The organism is Sorangium sp. So ce1153, from assembly GCF_051521595.1.
Classification (GTDB): domain Bacteria; phylum Myxococcota_A; class Polyangia; order Polyangiales; family Polyangiaceae; genus Sorangium.
This window is the reverse complement of sequence record NZ_CP150361.1, coordinates 5,882,858-5,898,486: the sequence shown is the minus strand read 5'-3', so window position 1 is coordinate 5,898,486 and position 15,629 is coordinate 5,882,858. Positions and strand designations below refer to the sequence as shown.

General features: G+C 72.5%; 10 protein-coding genes. 7 read left to right on the top strand and 3 right to left on the bottom strand.

Translation table 11 applies throughout. The annotated features are described in order from the left end of the window. Window positions 1-239: 239 nt before the first annotated feature. Both WME85_RS20945 and traA read right to left on the bottom strand, forming a co-directional pair. Window positions 240-2,147: an OmpA family protein gene (locus WME85_RS20945; protein ID WP_437840472.1), complete on the bottom strand. Its 1,908-nt coding sequence runs from the start codon at window positions 2,145-2,147 to the stop codon at window positions 240-242. Beyond that, a complete protein-coding gene (gene traA / locus WME85_RS20940) occupies window positions 2,144-4,255 on the bottom strand; it encodes an outer membrane exchange protein TraA family protein (RefSeq protein ID WP_437840471.1) in 2,112 nt (703 codons plus the stop codon). Before traA ends, WME85_RS20945 begins: the two co-directional genes overlap by 4 nt. A 448-nt stretch (window positions 4,256-4,703) precedes the next feature. Between traA and WME85_RS20935 the strand changes: the two genes are divergently transcribed. From WME85_RS20935 to WME85_RS20925, 3 genes are all read left to right on the top strand, one after another. Continuing rightward, window positions 4,704-5,522 carry an SDR family NAD(P)-dependent oxidoreductase gene (locus WME85_RS20935; RefSeq protein WP_437840470.1) on the top strand — a complete coding sequence of 273 codons (819 nt, stop codon included), beginning with the start codon at window positions 4,704-4,706 and terminating at the stop codon, window positions 5,520-5,522. A 433-nt stretch (window positions 5,523-5,955) separates the two neighbouring features. Then, the gene (locus WME85_RS20930; RefSeq protein ID WP_437840469.1) at window positions 5,956-6,507 is read left to right on the top strand and encodes a hypothetical protein; all 552 of its coding nucleotides are present in this window, start codon (window positions 5,956-5,958) and stop codon (window positions 6,505-6,507) included. A 212-nt stretch (window positions 6,508-6,719) separates the two neighbouring features. After that, window positions 6,720-6,848, top strand: coding sequence for a hypothetical protein (locus WME85_RS20925; protein ID WP_436618292.1), 129 nt, complete (start codon window positions 6,720-6,722; stop codon window positions 6,846-6,848). 17 nt (window positions 6,849-6,865) lie between these two features. Here WME85_RS20925 and WME85_RS20920 read toward each other — a convergent pair whose 3' ends face one another. Then, complete coding sequence (locus tag WME85_RS20920; protein ID WP_437840468.1) at window positions 6,866-11,173, bottom strand: DNA topoisomerase 3; 4,308 nt, start codon at window positions 11,171-11,173, stop codon at window positions 6,866-6,868. A 434-nt stretch (window positions 11,174-11,607) separates the two neighbouring features. Here WME85_RS20920 and WME85_RS20915 point away from each other — a divergent pair, with 434 nt between their 5' ends. Genes WME85_RS20915 through WME85_RS20900 form a run of 4 tightly spaced genes read left to right on the top strand, consistent with a single transcriptional unit; the run spans window position 11,608 to window position 15,621 of the window. Beyond that, on the top strand, window positions 11,608-12,045 hold the full coding sequence (locus WME85_RS20915; protein WP_437840467.1) for a chemotaxis protein CheW: 438 nt from the start codon (window positions 11,608-11,610) through the stop codon (window positions 12,043-12,045). Then, entirely contained in the window at window positions 12,042-13,598 is a 1,557-nt protein-coding gene (locus WME85_RS20910) for a CheR family methyltransferase (RefSeq protein ID WP_437840466.1), read from the top strand. Before WME85_RS20915 ends, WME85_RS20910 begins: the two co-directional genes overlap by 4 nt. Beyond that, window positions 13,595-14,149 carry a chemotaxis protein CheW gene (locus WME85_RS20905; RefSeq protein WP_437840465.1) on the top strand — a complete coding sequence of 185 codons (555 nt, stop codon included), beginning with the start codon at window positions 13,595-13,597 and terminating at the stop codon, window positions 14,147-14,149. The genes WME85_RS20910 and WME85_RS20905 overlap by 4 nt, the downstream gene beginning before the upstream one ends. Then, a complete protein-coding gene (locus WME85_RS20900; protein WP_437840464.1) occupies window positions 14,146-15,621 on the top strand; it encodes a CHASE3 domain-containing protein in 1,476 nt (491 codons plus the stop codon). Before WME85_RS20905 ends, WME85_RS20900 begins: the two co-directional genes overlap by 4 nt. Window positions 15,622-15,629: the final 8 nt, after the last annotated feature.

Sequence of the window (15,629 nt, the reverse complement as noted above, 5' to 3'; positions counted from 1 at the left end):
ACATTTGAAGCCGTAGGCCCTCGGAGAGGCTGTTCGTCGCGCGGCGCGGGGAGGGCCGATGTCTGAGCCCCAAATACAATGCTCCTCCGGCGAAGCCGGGGGAGCATTGTCTCAGGCGAGTTCGGCGGGGCCCCCGCGCCGCGCGACGAACAGCCTCTCCGAGGGCCGGTCCTCTCGGCACAGCCTCCTTCACGAAGGCCAGCTCGGTGGGCCCCGGATGGCCCGCGACCGCGAGCCCCCTAGCGAGCCCCCCCTGGCGCAGCCCCCTTCCGCTGCGGTTGCCCCGGCGCGGGCGGAGGCGGCTGGGCCGACGAGGAAGGCGCCGGGCTGCCGGATTTCGGCAGCACGCTCGACCCGCTCGGAAGCCCGCTCGCGTCCCCCCGGTTCGGCAGCGGCGCCGCGCCACCGGGCACGCCGCCGGCCGGCGGAAGGAGGGCCCCCCCGCTCGGCAGCACGTTCGGCTTGAGGACCCCCTGCCCTGGCAGCGTCCCCTGGGTCGGCAGCGTGCCCTGCGTCTTCTGCGGCAGCACCCCGCCCGACGGCAGGATCTGCTCGCTCCCCTCGGGCGCGCCGGTGAGCGGCTTCGGCGCCGCGTTGCCGTAGCGCAGGATGCGGAAGACCACGCGCCGGTTCTTCGACGTCATGAACTGGCAATCGGGCGAGAGCCGATCGTCCGGCCCGACGCAGCCCGTGTCGTCATAGATCGGCTGCGTGTGCCCATAGCCGACCGCCTGGAGCCGCGCGGGGTCGACGCCCTTCGCGATCAGGTACGCCATGACGCTCGCCACGCGACGCTGGGACAGCGCCATGTTGTACACGTCGGTCGCGCGCACGTCGGTGTGCCCCTCGATCCGCACCTCGCGGATGTCCGGGTTGTCGGTCAGCACCTGCGCGACCGCCTCGAGCGTCGGATTCGACTCCTCGAGGATGATGTCCCTGTCGGTCGCGAAGTGGACCTGCTCGGTGATCACGATCTCGTCGCCCTTGACGAAGGCGAGCGGGCAGCCGTTCTTTCCGTGCGGGCCGGCGGGCTTGTCGGGGCACTGGTCGTCGCGATCGAAGAAGCCGTCGCCGTCCGTGTCCAGGTCCGGACACCCGAAGTTCTCGGGGCTGCCGGGCACGTCGGGGCAGCGGTCCGCGGCGCCGATGAGGCCGTCGCGATCCGGATCATCGTTGTCGCGCTCCTGCAGGCGGTTGATCTCCTCCTGCTCCTGCGAGGTCTTCGGCTGCCACGTGATCACGTTGAAGAAGCGGATCGCGGGCGCGCCGAAGCCGCACGCCGCGCCGAAGCTGCCGCCGAACGTGATCGTGATGCCGTGCTTGGTCTGCCAGCGCAGCCCGAGGAGCGCCTCCGCCGGGATCTGCCCGGGATCGTCGGGGTAGCTCGTGAGCGACGGGTAGCCGTACACCTCGCCGATGACCGACAGGCCCCAGCGCTGCACGACGTACTGCTCGGCCGCCACGCCGAACTGCGCCATGTCGCCGACGCGCACGCCCGCGAACTGGTTGTCGGGCCGCAGCCAGATGCCGGCGTTCGCGGCGAGGAGCAGCCCGAAGTTGAACCGGTAGTCGCCGATGAGCGTCGCGCCGCCGCTCAGCGCGCCGTCGCTGGCGAACGCGTTCTGATCTCCCGTGGGGAAGTTGAGGTTGCCGGCGATCGCCATCCCGAACCCCTCCTTCACCTGCTCCTTCCGGTTCAGGTACGGGAGCGAGATCTTCGTGGAGAGGCGCAGATCGCCGACGGTGGTGCTCTTGACCGACCCCTCGGTGCCGAACCGGCGGAGGTTGCCGCCCTCCTGGAAGAGGATGAGCGGCATGGTCATCGTGACGTCGAACACGTCGAAGAAGCCGATGCCCGCGAGCAGGGCGAGCTCGAGCCGCCCGGTGATCGCGTTGACCGCCTGCTTCGTGTCGTCGCCCGCGAGGAAGAGCACGAGCGGATCGGCCGCGATATCGCTGTAGAGGCCGACGGTCGGCGAGAGGTCCCCGATGACCTCGGACTTCTGGACCATCACGAGGTCGCGCGGCGCGGCCGCCGGGCGGAAGACCTGGGCGTCGAAGCGCCCCTCCTCGGCGAGCGCGGGGCTTGCTGCGAGCAGCGCGGAGAGGGCCAGGAGCGGGAGGAGAAACAGCGAGCGCTTCCTCACGACGCACCTCCGCTGCGCCGGCGGCGCTGGCGTTCGAGCAGGGCCAGCGCCGCGAGCGTGAGGAGCGCGGCGGCCCGGGGGTTCGGGCCCTTCTGGCCGACGACCGAGACGCTGCAGATCTCGGCGAGGGTGCCGCCGCACGCGACGTTGTCCGGCATCGGGCCGAGGGCGCACTCCTTGGCGTCCGCCTCGTCGGTCCAGCGGCAGTGCTCGTTGCCGAGGCAGTCCACGTTCGACTTGCAGGAGATGTCGCACGTGTTCGTCGCGAGGTCGCAGGTGTTGCCGCAGGGACACTGGGTGTCGGCGTAGCACTCGACGCACTTCTCGCCGTCGCAGTACGGGGTGGCCTCTCCGCACGTCGCCATGCACCCCGGGTCGCACTCGTGCGTCTCGGGGTTGCAGGTGGTGCCGGCGCACTGCTCGTCCGAGGTGCAGCGCACGCAGACCGCGTTCTCGGCGAACTGGCCGAGGCAGAACGGCGTGTCCTCGCCGCAGCTGTCGCAGCGCAGCCCGCAGCGCCGGTCCTTCACGCACTCCTTGCACTCGCCGCTCAGGCAGTACTGGCCCTCGGCGCAATCCATGTCGTTGCGGCACGCGGCGCACGCCGTCCCGACGGGCCCGGGCAGGCAGAACGGCACCGGGGGCGTCTGCGGGTCGTTCGGGTCCTCGGGGCGCATGCAGTCGACGCAGCCCTCGCCGCAGCAGTTCGGCTGCGCGTTCTCCGGGATGGCGTCGACGCAGTGGCCCGTGGGGGTGTGGCACCGCTTGCCGTCGGGGCACTGCGCGTCCTCGAGGCACTCGACGCACATCGGGGTGCCGCCCGGCTCGACGGCCGCGCAGTCCATCTGCGTGCCGTTGATGCCGTTCGGACAGCAGTTGCACGAGTTGCCGGCGCACCGGTCGGCGGTGTCGCACACGACGCAGGTGCGTTCGACGCAGATCTTGCCGCGCTCGCAGTCCTCGTCGGTGTCGCACTCGTACTCTTCCTTGCACTCGTGCGTCTCGGGGTCGCAGATCTCGCCGAGTTCACAGTCCTCGTGGGTGCGGCACTGGGCGCACTGGCGGTTGCCGTTCACGTCGATGCAGAACTGCGCTTCCCCCTCGCAGCGCGAGCAGGTCTCCCCGCAGTAGTACGCGGTGTCGCACGGGGCGCAGAGGGCGGCCTCGTTGCAGTAGTAGCCCGTATCGCACTGGGCGTTGCCGGGGAGGCCGGCGAAGGCGCGGCTGCACTGCTGGCACTGATCGATGTCGGGGAACGACGGCGAGCCGCTCAGCGTCTGGTAGAACTGGGCGGGCTCGAAGAGGGTGAAGCCGACGTCCTTGAGGTTCACGCTGCCCGTCTCGCGCGCGCCGAGCTCGAAGTCATCGAACTCTCCGACGAGGAAGGACATCTCGAGCGCCGCGTGCTCCCAGAGCTCCGCGTAGAGGACCTCGAACGGGTACAGGCCCGCCTTCTCGAAGGTGACCGCGTTCGTGACGCGATACGTCGGGAGACCGACGAACGGCGGGCGGACGATGACCGGCTTCATGCCAGTGACTCTGTCGAAGAAGCTGAGGCTGACCGCGTCATCAGCATAGAAGCCGATATGGACCGGCCTGCCCTCGAGCTCCGCGGGGACACGCAGGAAGCCACGGAGCCGGGAGCCGAACGGCTGGTCGGTGCCGTGGCTGTTCCACGGGAAGTCGCACCCGCCCTCCTTGCAGGTGGGCGACATCACGTCGGTGTAATCGCCGAAGCTCAGCGGGGTGCTGTTCGGATCGGTATTGGTCGTGTTGTTGTTGCTGAAATCCAGAAGGGTCCGGATGACGTATTCGAGACGTGTCTCCTTACGGTCATCGATGAAGTCGTTGAGCTTCTCGATGAAGGGTAGGCGCTCGGTCATGTCGATGACCTCGGGATCGACGCCGGGCACGTAAAAGTGGCTCTCCGCATCATTGCGACTCGAGAGGGCCGACGCGGCGCAGAGGCCGGTCCCCTCGACCTCCGGCAACGCCTGGATGGCGGGCTCCGAGATGGTGACCGGCTCCGGCCTCAGCTGCGCGCGCAGCGTCGCTGGCAGCGCGACGCACAGGGCCGCAGCGGCCAGAGCAAGTCCTCGAATGTGCATGGCTCGGTCGCGGCTCAGCATCGCTCACGGCTTCCTGGCGCCGACCGCGGCGTCCTACCACCTGACGTCAAGAGCACGGTCCCTAGGCTACCCGGGGCGCGCAGGCGTCTGCAAGCTCCGAACAGCTCGCCAGCCGCTCGCCCCAGATGTAGGGGGCGGCCCTTCAGCTCCCCATGCTACGAGACCACGACGCGGCGCCCGCCCAGGGGCCGCCTCGAGCGAAACGATGCGCCGCGGGCGGCGAGCGCTCGTACGCGAGAACTGACACGGTGCGATGCCGACATCGTGACGGCGTCTGTTCGCACCGGATGACGCATCCGTGGCGTCCGCGCGTGCGTTACGCGACGCGGCAACCACGCAAGGGTCGGCCGCGCCCCGCGGAGCTTCCGTGCGTGGGGGGCAAGGCCCCCTCGCGATCCAGGGCGGCGCGGCGTAAAGGATCGCGATCATGACCATGACCTCGGGTCTCGCCATCGTTACAGGCGCCTCGTCCGGCATCGGCGCGGAGCTCGCGCAGCAGCTCTCGGCGCGCGGGCAGCCGGTGCTCGCCATCGGCCGGCGGGCGCACCGGCTGGAGGAGCTCGCCGCGCAGGCCGGCGCCGCCGGGCACGCGCCCATTCATCCGCTCGAGCTCGACCTCACCGCCGAGGGCGCAGCCCTCCGCGTGCGGGATCGGGCGCGCGCGCTGGGCGGCGCGGCCTGGCTCGTCAACAACGCGGGGACGACGCGGTTCGGGCCGTTTCTGGACGGGGACCCGGCAGCGCAGGCGATGCTGGTGCGGCTCAACTGCGAGAGCGTCGTCGCGCTCTGCGCGGCGATCGTCCCCGATCTCGTGGCGCGCGGCGGAGGGCGCGTGCTCAACGTCGCGTCGCTCGCGGCGTTCCAGCCGACCCCGGGATATGCGGTGTATGGAGCCACCAAGGCGTTCGTGCTCTCTCTCTCCGAGAGCCTCTCAGTGGAGCTCCACGGCACCGGCGTCACAGTGACGGCGCTGTGTCCTGGGCCGGTGACCACGGAGATCTTCGACGCAGGCGCGCCCGGCGTGCCGCGCAGGAAGTTGCCGTTCGAGCTCACGGCCGCGTGCTGCGCAGCGTACGGCATCGCGGCTGCGGATCGGGGCGATGTGGTCGCCGTCCCGACCGCGCTGAGCAAGGCGACGGCCCAGCTCTCCCGCCTGCTTCCACGCGCGGCGATTCGCCGGCTCTCATCGCGGATAGGACTCTCCTTCCTCGGCTATGGCGCCCCTCCACGACACGCCCGTGGCTGAGAAAGAGCGCGCGCGGTGCCCCGTGGAGATTGCTCCGGAGACGGGCGCCGGCGGCACTGCTGGTGCGATAGCCTCCGTTCCAGCGTCCGCGCGACCGCTCCCGCGGCAGCTCGCGAGCGCGCAACCTACCTCATGCAAGCACGAGCGTACGTCCTTGGTTCCCTCGCCAGCCTGACCCTGTGCGCCAGCGGTTGCGCGGCGCTGCTCGGCCTCGACGAGTTCGCCGGGCGGCACGGGCGCCGGCGCTGGGAGCGCGGGCGGTGTTGGGGGTGGTGGGGGCGGAGGTGAGCCCACACCCTGCACACCCGATGGGTCGGAAGCGTGCTACGGCGGCCCGCCGACCACCTGGAACAAGGGGGTGTGCCGGGAAGGCGTGCGCACCTGCAGCGCCGACGGGACATGGGGCGCATGCGAAGGCGAGATCCTGCCGGCGGTGGAGCGCTGCGACGCGGCGGACGATGAGAACTGCGACGGGCTGGAATGCATCGTCTGGACGACCGCGTATGAGCAGACGGGAGACGTCCACTTCATGGACATCGCGCGTGATGCCGATGGCAGCATGTTCGTCAGCGGCGCCTTCTTGGACACCATCACCATCGGCGGCGATACACTCTCTTCAGCCAGCACGACCGATATACTGCTCCTCAAGCTGAGCCCGACCGGAGAGCCCGTGTGGGCCAAGAAGTTTGGCGACAACGTCGTCGTCGTCGGAGACGCCGACACGCAGATCGACTTCGGCAACGGCCCACTCGCTCTGACGGACGACTCCGGATTCGTCGTGAAGCTCAGCCCCGACGCGGAGCTCGTCTGGCATCGCTTCCTGGGCAAGGACGCCCTTCCCTACGCCGTCGCCAGCTCGCCGGACGGCGAGACGCTCGTCACGGGCTGGACGAGAGCACCCGACGCCGACTGGGGCGCGGGCCCTCTCCCCGGCGCTGGAGATGACGGCCACCAGCGCCTCGTCATCGCCAAGCTAGGTCGATAGGCCCCCGTCAATCCGGCTCCCTCGGAGCAGCGAGGCGCCGGCGGCCGCGAGCCTTCGGCGTAGCGAAACGCCCCACTGTGGCGCGCCCGCTGGCGTCCCCGCCGTCAAGCGAGCGGGCATATCGGTTTCCAGCCCGAAAATCCGCCCGCTCACGATGGCACCCCCGTTGCTTAGCTTGCTGAGCACCCCGACACGGGGCCGGAGGTCATTCGATGAGCAAGGTTCTACGTGGGATTGCGGCAGGTTACGGCGCGAAAAAGCTCGGGGGCGGGTGCTTCAGCACCATCCTCATCTTCGTCCTGCTCTGGTGGGTCCTGGGCCACTTCGGCATCTTCCGCTGAGCGCCGCCCGCCGTCGCTCAGCGCGGCCGGCCCTTCTTCCGCTGCGCCTTGCGGGCGAAGAAGGCCCGCCGCGCGTCGGATGACGCTTGCCGCTTCTTCACCTTCGGCGGGGCCTTCGCGAGCGGAACGTCGACCGGCGGCTCGCCGAGGCGGCCGCGCGGCGTGAGCGACGCGCGCTGGAAGGCGATGGTCTCGCCGTCCTTCTCGAACGAGTCGTCGCGGACGTTCACGAGGCCCGCCCGCACGAGGCCGCCGAGGAGGTGCTCGAAGTCGCGCCGCTCGAGCGACCCGCCCGCGAACGCCTCGCGGTAGAGCCGCCCGGTCGGCTGCTCGCCGTCGCGCAGCGCCACAAGGATGCGCGCGATCGCCTGCGCCTCGTCGCGGCTCGGCGCCCGGAACTCCCGCGCCGCGCACGCGGCCGGGGCGCAGGCGTCGCACAGCCCGCAGGCCTCGCCGGTGTCCTCCTGGTCGCCGAAATGGCGGACCAGGTGGAGCATGCGGCAGCCGTGGCTCTCGGTGAAGCGCGCCATCTGCAGGAGCTCGGCGAGCTTGTGGCGCCGCTGCGCCTCGTAGGGCGCGCGCCACCCCGGCTCGCCCAGCGCGACGCCACCGTCCGCGTCGACGCGCGCGCCGCCGTGGATCCACAGCTTCTCCAGGGCCTTGTCCGCGACCTCGGGATCGATGCCGAGATCGTCCAGGATCACCTCCTTCGGGCGGGGCTCGCTGGAGAGAGCCCCCTCGATCCGCTGCAGGAGCGCCGGATCAGGGTAGTCGCGCTCGTGGAAGAACTCGTGCATTCGCCGGTCGACATACGAGTGCATCAGCACGGCCCGCGACGGGAGCCCGTCGCGGCCGGCGCGGCCGATCTCCTGATAATAACCCTCGACGCTCCCGGGCAGCCCAGCGTGGATGACCGTCCGCACATCGGGCTTGTCGATGCCCATGCCGAAGGCGATCGTCGCGACGATGACCTCCGTGCTGCCTTCCAGGAATGCCGCCTGGATCCGGTCGCGCACCGGGGCGGCGAGGCCCGCGTGGTACGCCTCTGCGGGGAGGTCCTCGGCCAGGCCGGCGGCGAGCGACTCGGCCTCCTTCCGGGTCGGCGCGTAGACGATGGCGGGCGTCCGGCCCTCTTGCCCGAGCAGCGCGCGCACCCGGGCGAGGCGCTCTCCGGGGCTCACCTCGAGGATCTCGATTCCCAGGTTGCTCCGCCGGAATCCATGAATGAAGCGCGCCGCAGACGCGAGCCCGAGCTGCTCGACGATGTCGTCCTGCACCACCGGCGTGGCGGTCGCGGTGAGCGCGATGACCGGCGCCGGGCGGAGCGCCGGGAGCCGCTGGCCGAGCATGCGGTAATCAGGGCGGAAGTCGTGGCCCCATTTCGAGATGCAATGGGCCTCGTCGACGGCCACGAGCACCGGCTTCCGGCGCGCGAGCAGCTCGGGGAAGCCGGGCACGCGGAGCCGCTCGGGGGCGATGAACAGGAAGTCGAGCGCGCCGTCGAGGTAATCGATGCAGGCCTTCCGGGAATCGGCCCGGCTCCGGCCGGAGTGGATGCGCTCGGCGGCGAAGCCGAACGCGCGGAGCTTGGCGGCCTGATCCTCCATGAGGGCAATGAGCGGGCTCACGACGAGCGTCGTGCCGCCGCGGGCGATCCCGGGGAGCTGGTAGCAGAGCGATTTGCCCGCGCCGGTGGGCATGACAAGGAGCACGTCGCTCCCCGCGGCCGCCGTCCGGCAGACGGCCTCCTGGTACGGGCGGAAGCCGCGGAAGCCGAAGCACTGCTGGAGCAGCTCGCGGAGGTCCGCCGGCCGGCGCTCACGGGGAGACACGACGGCCGCGGCGCGCACCGGAAACGGCGCAGCGCCCGCGGTGGGAGGCGCGATAGCGGACGGGACGCGCGATGAAGGAGACGAGATGGCGGCGGCGCGCGCCGGGGCCGCGGCGCGCGATGGAGGCGCCGAGGCAGCCGCGGCGCGCGATGGAGGAGACGCGGCGCCCTCCCTGCGCCCTGGCGCCGAGACCGCCGCGGCGCGCACCTTCGGGAGCCCCACCGTCGCATCTCGTTCCAGCGCTGACGCCGCGGCCGCCGGACGCGCGCGCGCCTGCGCCCGCGCCGGCGAGGACGTCGCGGCCACCGCCGCCGCCATCTGGAGGGCGCCGCGAGACGCGGCCGCCGGCGCGCTCGCCGCGCCGCTGCCCGGCGCGCGGCGCGACGGAGCGCGCGTCGCCTCGCGCTCCCGGGGGGCTCCCGCCGCGGCGAGCGCGGCCCCAGGCCCGCTCCCCGGCCCCCTCGCCTCCCCGCTCTCCCGGCGCGGGGGCGCCTCGGCGTCCGGCCAGGGCGCGGCGCTCGCCGTCGGGCGCCGCCCCGAGCTCACCTCCTCCACCACATGGCGCACGTACGACTCGATGCCCGCCATGAACGTCGGCAGATCGCCACCGCCCCGGGCCATGCGGGCCAGCTTCGCCTCCCAGGCGCCCGTCATCGCGGGGCTCTTCACGTCCGCGTGGACGACCTCGATCAGCCCGACGCCCTTGTCGGTCGCGTGCAGCAGCTTGCCCTTGCGCACGAGGTACTCGCGCCGGAGCAGCGTCTCGATGATCGCCGCCCGCGTGGCCGGGGTGCCGAGGCCCGAGTCCTTCATCGCCTCGGACAGCTCCTTCTCGTCGAGGCTGCTGCCCGCCGTCTCCATGGCGGTGAGCAGCGTGGCCTCGGTGAAGCGCGGGGGCGGGCGCGTCTTCTTGGACTGCGCCTGCGCGTCGAGCACGAGCTGCACCTGCCCCTTCACGAGCCCCGCGGGGAGCTGCTGATCCGCCGTCTCACGCTCGCGATCGCCCTCCCCCTCGTCCCCCTCGCCGTCCCCTTCCCCCTTCCTGCGCGCCCTCGCGGGCTGCTTGCCGAAGCCGATGTCGAGCACCTTCCACCCGACCTTCTCCACGACGCTGCCCGCGCTGTGGTAGCGATCCACGACCGGCGCGCCGGCGTCGCCGCGCGCGGTGATCGCCGTGATGACCGTGGTGATCGACGTGACGTGATCCTCGTGCCACGCCGAGAGCAGGCGCCGGCAGATGAGATCGAAGATCTTCTGCTCATCGCCCGAGAGCTCCGCGCGCGACGACCGCGACCCCGTGGGGATGATGGCGTGGTGATCGCCGACCTTGCCGTCGTCGACGAAGCGCTTGCCGAGCGGCCGGGTCCCCGTGCCCGGGGCGATCATGCCGCGGTAGGAGCCCTCGACCGCCTGCACCACCGCGCCGAGCGTGGCGGCGACCTCCGTCGAGAGGTGCCGGCTGTCGGTGCGCGGATAGCTGATGAGCTTACGGCGCTCATAGAGCGTCTGCGCCACCTCGAGCGTCTTCTTCGCCGAGAAGCCGTAAAGGCGGTTGGCGTGCCGCTGGAGCTCGGTGAGGTCGTAGAGCAGCGGCGGCGGGAGGCGGCGGGTCTCGGACCTGATCGCCTCGATACGCGCCTCGCCGCGCCGGGCCCGCTCGACAATACGCTTCGCCTCCTCGCCGTCCGGCGGCAGGCGCCGCCGCGCCGGCGCGGTCTCGTGCTTCTCGCCGCCCCCCGCGGCGCCAGGCTGCTCGCCGGGGAGGTCCTTGTCGCGGAAATACGTGCCCTTGTAGGACGCCTCGGCCGCGCCCGCGCCGCCCTCCCGGTACGGGCAGAAGGTCGCGACCACCTCGAGGTACGGCTCCGGGACGAACCGGCGGATGGCGAGCTCGCGCTCGACGACCATGGACAGCGTGGGCGTCTGCACGCGACCGACCGAGAGATCCTGGTCGAAGGCGAGGCTGTAGGCGCGCGAGAGGTTCATGCCGACGAGCCAGTCCGCCCGGCTGCGCCCGCGCGCGGCGTCGGCGAGGCCGTCGTAGCTGCGCGCGTCGCGCAGCCGGCGGAGCCCGTCGCGGATGGCGTCGGGGGTGAGCGACGAGATCCAGAGCCTGTCGACCGGCTTGGCGCAGCCGGCCGCCTCGTAGATGTAGCGGAAGATGAGCTCGCCCTCGCGGCCCGCGTCCGTCGCACAGACGACGCGCTCGACGTCGCGCCGGCCAAGGATCTTCCGGACGATCTCGAACTGCGCCCGCGTCCCGGGGAGGACCACGAGCGGGAACCGCCCGGGCAGCATCGGGAGGAGATCGAGGCGCCAGCGCTTCCAGGCCGGATCGATCTGGTGCGGCTCGGCGATGGCGACGAGGTGCCCCACCGCCCATGTGACGACGTAACCGCCCCCCTCGAGGAACCCCTCCGCGCGCCGCGAGGCCCCGAGCACCGCGGCGATGTCGCGGGCGACGGCGGGCTTCTCTGCGACCACGGCGATCATGCGGGGACCTGGGAGGCGCAAGCGTGTACCTGAACGTCCGGCGGGTGCCGTGATAGCGCGTGCCGCGCCCGGGCGGTATGGAGAAGCGCGCCGGCCGGACGCCCGCGCCCGAGCTGCGTCAGCGGCTTCGACCACCGCCGTGAGTCGAAGGGAACTGGACGACAGACCGAAAACGAATGGCGGCTGAGCCGACGGCGAGAAGGCCAATCGAAGTCGCCGGGCCACGCCGACACAGGCGACAGGAGCCGACGAGCCACGCTCGGGCAAGCTCATCCGCAGCGGGCAGCGCGCGCCCCCCACGTCTTCAAGATCCTTCGAGAATTGGGTATCGTGACGAGAGGTTCGCGCCCGCGCGCGGCAGGTCGCCTCATGATGCACGACGTAGCTCTCCCCAGCGGGCCGCCGAGACCCGCGCGTCAGAGGAGACGGCACGGGTGAGGGCCCTGGTCGTCCGCGTCCGATCGTGGGTCTGCGCGCTGCCGCTCGCCGCCGTGGCCGAGACGATGCGCGCCCTCGACGTCCGGGGCCTCCCGGGCGCGCCGCCGTTCGTGCGCGGGCTGGCCGTCATCCGGGGCGCGCACGTGCCCGTCATCGACCTCGCCGCGCTGCTCGGCGTCGCCGACGGACAGCGGGGGGCGCGCCTCGTCTCGGTCCGGGTCGGGGAGCGACCGCTGGCGCTCGAGGTCGACGAGGTGCTCGGCATCAAGAGCCTCGACCCGGCGACCCTCGAGCGCACGCCGCCGCTCGTCTCCCAGGCCCTGCCGGCGTGCGTGGACAGCCTCGGCACCCTCGACGGGCAGTCGCTCGCGCTGCTCGAGACGGCGCGGCTCCTGCCCGAGGCCGTGTGGTACTTCCTCCGAGGCGCGGCGTGAGCACCGCCCCGCACGACCTCGGCCCGCTCGAGGAGTTCCTCGAGGAGCGCCTCGGGCTCTCCCGCGCGTCGCTGCACCTCGGCGCGGACCTCGACGCCGTGCTGCGCGAGCGGGTCCGCGCCCGCGGCTGCGACGACCTGCGCGACTACCGGCGAGCGCTGGACCGACCCGAGATCGCCCGCGAGGAGCTCGACGTCCTCGCCGGTCAGCTCACGGTCGGAGAGACATACTTCTTCCGGGAATGGCAGCAGATCGAGGCGTGCGCCGACATCGCCCTGCCCGAGCGCCTCGCCGCGCGCCCCGACGGCGAGCGCGTCACCGTCCTCTCCGCCGGCTGCGCCACGGGCGAGGAGGCGTACACGCTCGCGATCGCGCTCCACACCGCCTACCCGGGGCTCCTGCCGGGCCGGATCAGGGTCGTCGGCGTCGACGTCAACCCGGGCGCCATCCAGCGGGCGCGGCAGGCGCGGTACTCGGAGTGGACCCTGCGCGCGGTCCCGGACGACATGCGCAAGCGGTTCTTCGTGCGCGCGGGGAGCGACGTGGCGCTGCGCAAGGACATCGCCCGGCTCGTCGACTTCGAGGTCAAGAACCTCCTCGACGACGACCCCGCCTTCTGGAAGCCGGGCGCCTTCGACGCGATCTTCTGCCGCAACGTGCTCATGTACCTCGCGCCGCAGAAGGTGGCCGAGCTGCTCGACCGCTTCGCCGGCGCGCTCGCGCCGCGCGGCTTCCTCTTCGTCGCGTCGAGCGAGTCGCTCCGCGCCGCGAGCGCCGCCTTCGAGGTGGCGCACACCCACGGCACCTTCTACTACCGGCGGAGCGACGCGCGCCACGGCCGCGCCGCCCGGCCGCCCGGGGACGCCGCGCGCGCGAGCGCGTGGGTCGCCAGCATCCACGAGTCCTCCGCGCGGGTCGCCGAGGTCGCCCAGCGCGTGTCGCCGACCCCGCGGCGCGCCTCGGCCACGCCGCGCGCCTCGGCCACCCCGCCGCGCGGCGCGGCCGAGGCGCGCGACCGCCCCTCGACGAGGCCCCCGCCTCCGGCCGAGCTCGCGGCGATCGACAGGGCGCTGCAGCTCATCGGCGGCGAGCGGTTCGCCGACGCGATGGCGGCGCTCGCGGGGCTGCCCCGGCGGACCGCGTCGCGCGCCCGCGTCGACCTGCTGCGCGCCGTCATCCTCTGCCAGCAGGGGGACCTGGCCGGCGCCGCGCGCGCCTGCCAGAGCGCGCTCGACGCGGGCGACAGCGGCGCGGCGCACTACGTGCTCGGCCTCTGCCAGGAGCAGGCGGGCGACGTCGCGGGCGCCGCGAAGCACTACCAGGCCGCGGCGGCGCGCGATCCGACCTTCGCCATGCCGCACCTCCGGCTCGGGCTGCTCGCGAAGCGCGCCGGCGACCTCACCACGACGCGCGACGAGCTCGGGCGCGCGGCGTCGCTGCTCGTCTCGGAGCAGCAGGAGCGGCTCGTGCTGTTCGGCGGCGGCTTCCCGAGAGCGACGCTGATCGGCCTCTGCCACGCCGAGCTCCAGGCCCGGGGAGGCCACGCCGGATGAAGCGCGCCCTCCTCGCCCAGCGCCTCGCCGAGCTGCAGCGCGCCTTCGACGCGTCGTTCGCCGTGCCCGCCGAGGCGCGCCCGGAGGAGCCCGCGCGCGGGCTGGCGATCCGCGCGGGCGATCGCCGGCTCGTCGCGCGCGTCGACGAGCTCGCCGCCGTCGAGCCCTGCCGCCGGATCGTGCCGCTCGCCGGCGGCCCGCCGGGGTTGCTCGGGCTCGCCGGCCTGCGCGGCCGGCTCGTCGCCGTGTACGACCTCGCCGCGCTCGTCGGCGGCCGGCCGCGGGCCGGCGTCGCGGGGCCGGCGCCTCGCTGGCTCCTCGTCTGCGCCGAGCACCCCGAGATCGCGCTCGCGATCGACGAGCTCGAGGGCCACGCCCGCTTCTCGTGCGCCGACGTGCGCCCGGACGACGGCGTCGAGCATGGCGAGCACGTCACGGAGGCCGTCGACGTCGACGGCGCGCCGCGGGGCCTCCTGCGCGTCCCCGCCGTCGCGGCCACCGTCCTGCGCCGGGCCCAGCGAGGCGCCGCGCGTCCCAAGGAAGATCGATGAAGACCACGTGGACCATCCCGCAGCAGATCGCCGCCAGCCTGCTCTTCCCCCTCATCGTGCTGATCATGCTGGCCGTCGTCTCGGTGCACAACGCGGCGCGCCTGCTCGAGATCAGCCAGGAGCTGAAGCAGACCTACCGGGTGCTCGCGGAGCTCGACGAGCTCCACACCCACTTCCTCGACGCGGAGACGGGGCAGCGGGGGTTCATCATCACCGGGGATGAGGCGTTCCTCGAGCCCTACGAGGTCGCGCTGCGCTCGCTCGACGCCGACTACGAGGAGCTGCGCCGGCTGACCGCGGACAACCTGGTCGAGCAGGAGCGGCTCGACCGGATCCGGCCGATCATGCGCGACAAGCTCGAGGAGATGCGCCTCACGATCGAGCAGCGCCGCCGCGAGGGCGCCGAGGCCGCCGCGAGGGCCGTCGCGAGCGGCCGCGGCCGGCGGGCCATGGATGAGCTCCGCGCCGTCGCCGGCGAGCTCCGCGCCGAGGAGGTGCGCGTCCTCGAGGCCCGGGAGAGGCAGGCCACGGAGAGCGAGCGGCGCCTGCTCGCCACCCTGACCGCGGGCTCCACCTTCACGATCCTCGTCGTCGCCGGGGTAGGCTTCCTGATCATCCGCGGCATCAACCGCCGCGTCCGCTCGGCGACCCGCCGCATCGAGAGCTCCGCGACGGAGCTCCAGGCCGCCGCGACGCAGCAGGCGCAGGGCTCCAAGGAGCAGGCGACCACCTCGAGCGAGGTCTCGACGACCATGCGGGAGCTGCTCTCGACGTCGCACCAGATCGCCGAGAGCACGCAGCGAGTGACGCAGATCGCCGCCGACACGGCGGCGGCCGCGCGCGCCGGCGACGACACCGTGAAGCGGGCGCGCGAGGGCATCGACGGCGTCCAGCGGCAGGTCGAGCAGATCGTCCTGCACATGCTCGATTTCGGCAAGAAATCCCAGGAGATAGGCGGGATCCTTCAGATCATCAATGAGCTCGCCGAGCAGACGAACATCCTCGCGATCAACGCGACGATCGAGGCGGCCGGCGCGGGCGACGCGGGCCGGCGCTTCGGGGTGGTCGCCGACGAGATCCGCAAGCTCGCCGACCGCGTGGGCGGCTCGACCAAGGAGATCCGCGCCCTCATCGAGGAGATCCGCTCGGCCGCGAACACCACCGTCATCGCGACGGAGAGCGGCTCGAAGGCCGTCGACGCGAGCGCGCGCCAGTTCGGCGACGTCGCCACGAGCTTCCGGCAGATCTCGGAGCTCGTCAGCAGCACGGCGGAGGCGTCGCGCGAGATCGAGCTCAGCACGAAGCAGCAGGCCACGGCGGTCGAGCAGGTGAACGCGGCCCTGCTCGACGTGGCGCGCACCGCCCGCGAGACCGAGGCGAGCTCGTCGGTGACGCTCAAGACGTCCTCGGAGCTGGCGGCGCTCTCGAAGGACCTCGTCCGCCTCGTCCAGCAGCGGCCATCCGGGGCATAGGGGCGAGC

Coding starts and splice junctions, on each gene's coding strand:
- WME85_RS20925 (WP_436618292.1), top strand. CDS start 6,720: ATGAGCAAGGTTCTACGTGGGATTGCGGCAGGTTACGGCGCGAAAAAG.
- WME85_RS20900 (WP_437840464.1), top strand. CDS start 14,146: ATGAAGACCACGTGGACCATCCCGCAGCAGATCGCCGCCAGCCTGCTC.
- WME85_RS20935 (WP_437840470.1), top strand. CDS start 4,704: ATGACCATGACCTCGGGTCTCGCCATCGTTACAGGCGCCTCGTCCGGC.
- traA (WP_437840471.1), bottom strand. CDS start 4,255: ATGCACATTCGAGGACTTGCTCTGGCCGCTGCGGCCCTGTGCGTCGCG.
- WME85_RS20920 (WP_437840468.1), bottom strand. CDS start 11,173: ATGATCGCCGTGGTCGCAGAGAAGCCCGCCGTCGCCCGCGACATCGCC.
- WME85_RS20905 (WP_437840465.1), top strand. CDS start 13,595: ATGAAGCGCGCCCTCCTCGCCCAGCGCCTCGCCGAGCTGCAGCGCGCC.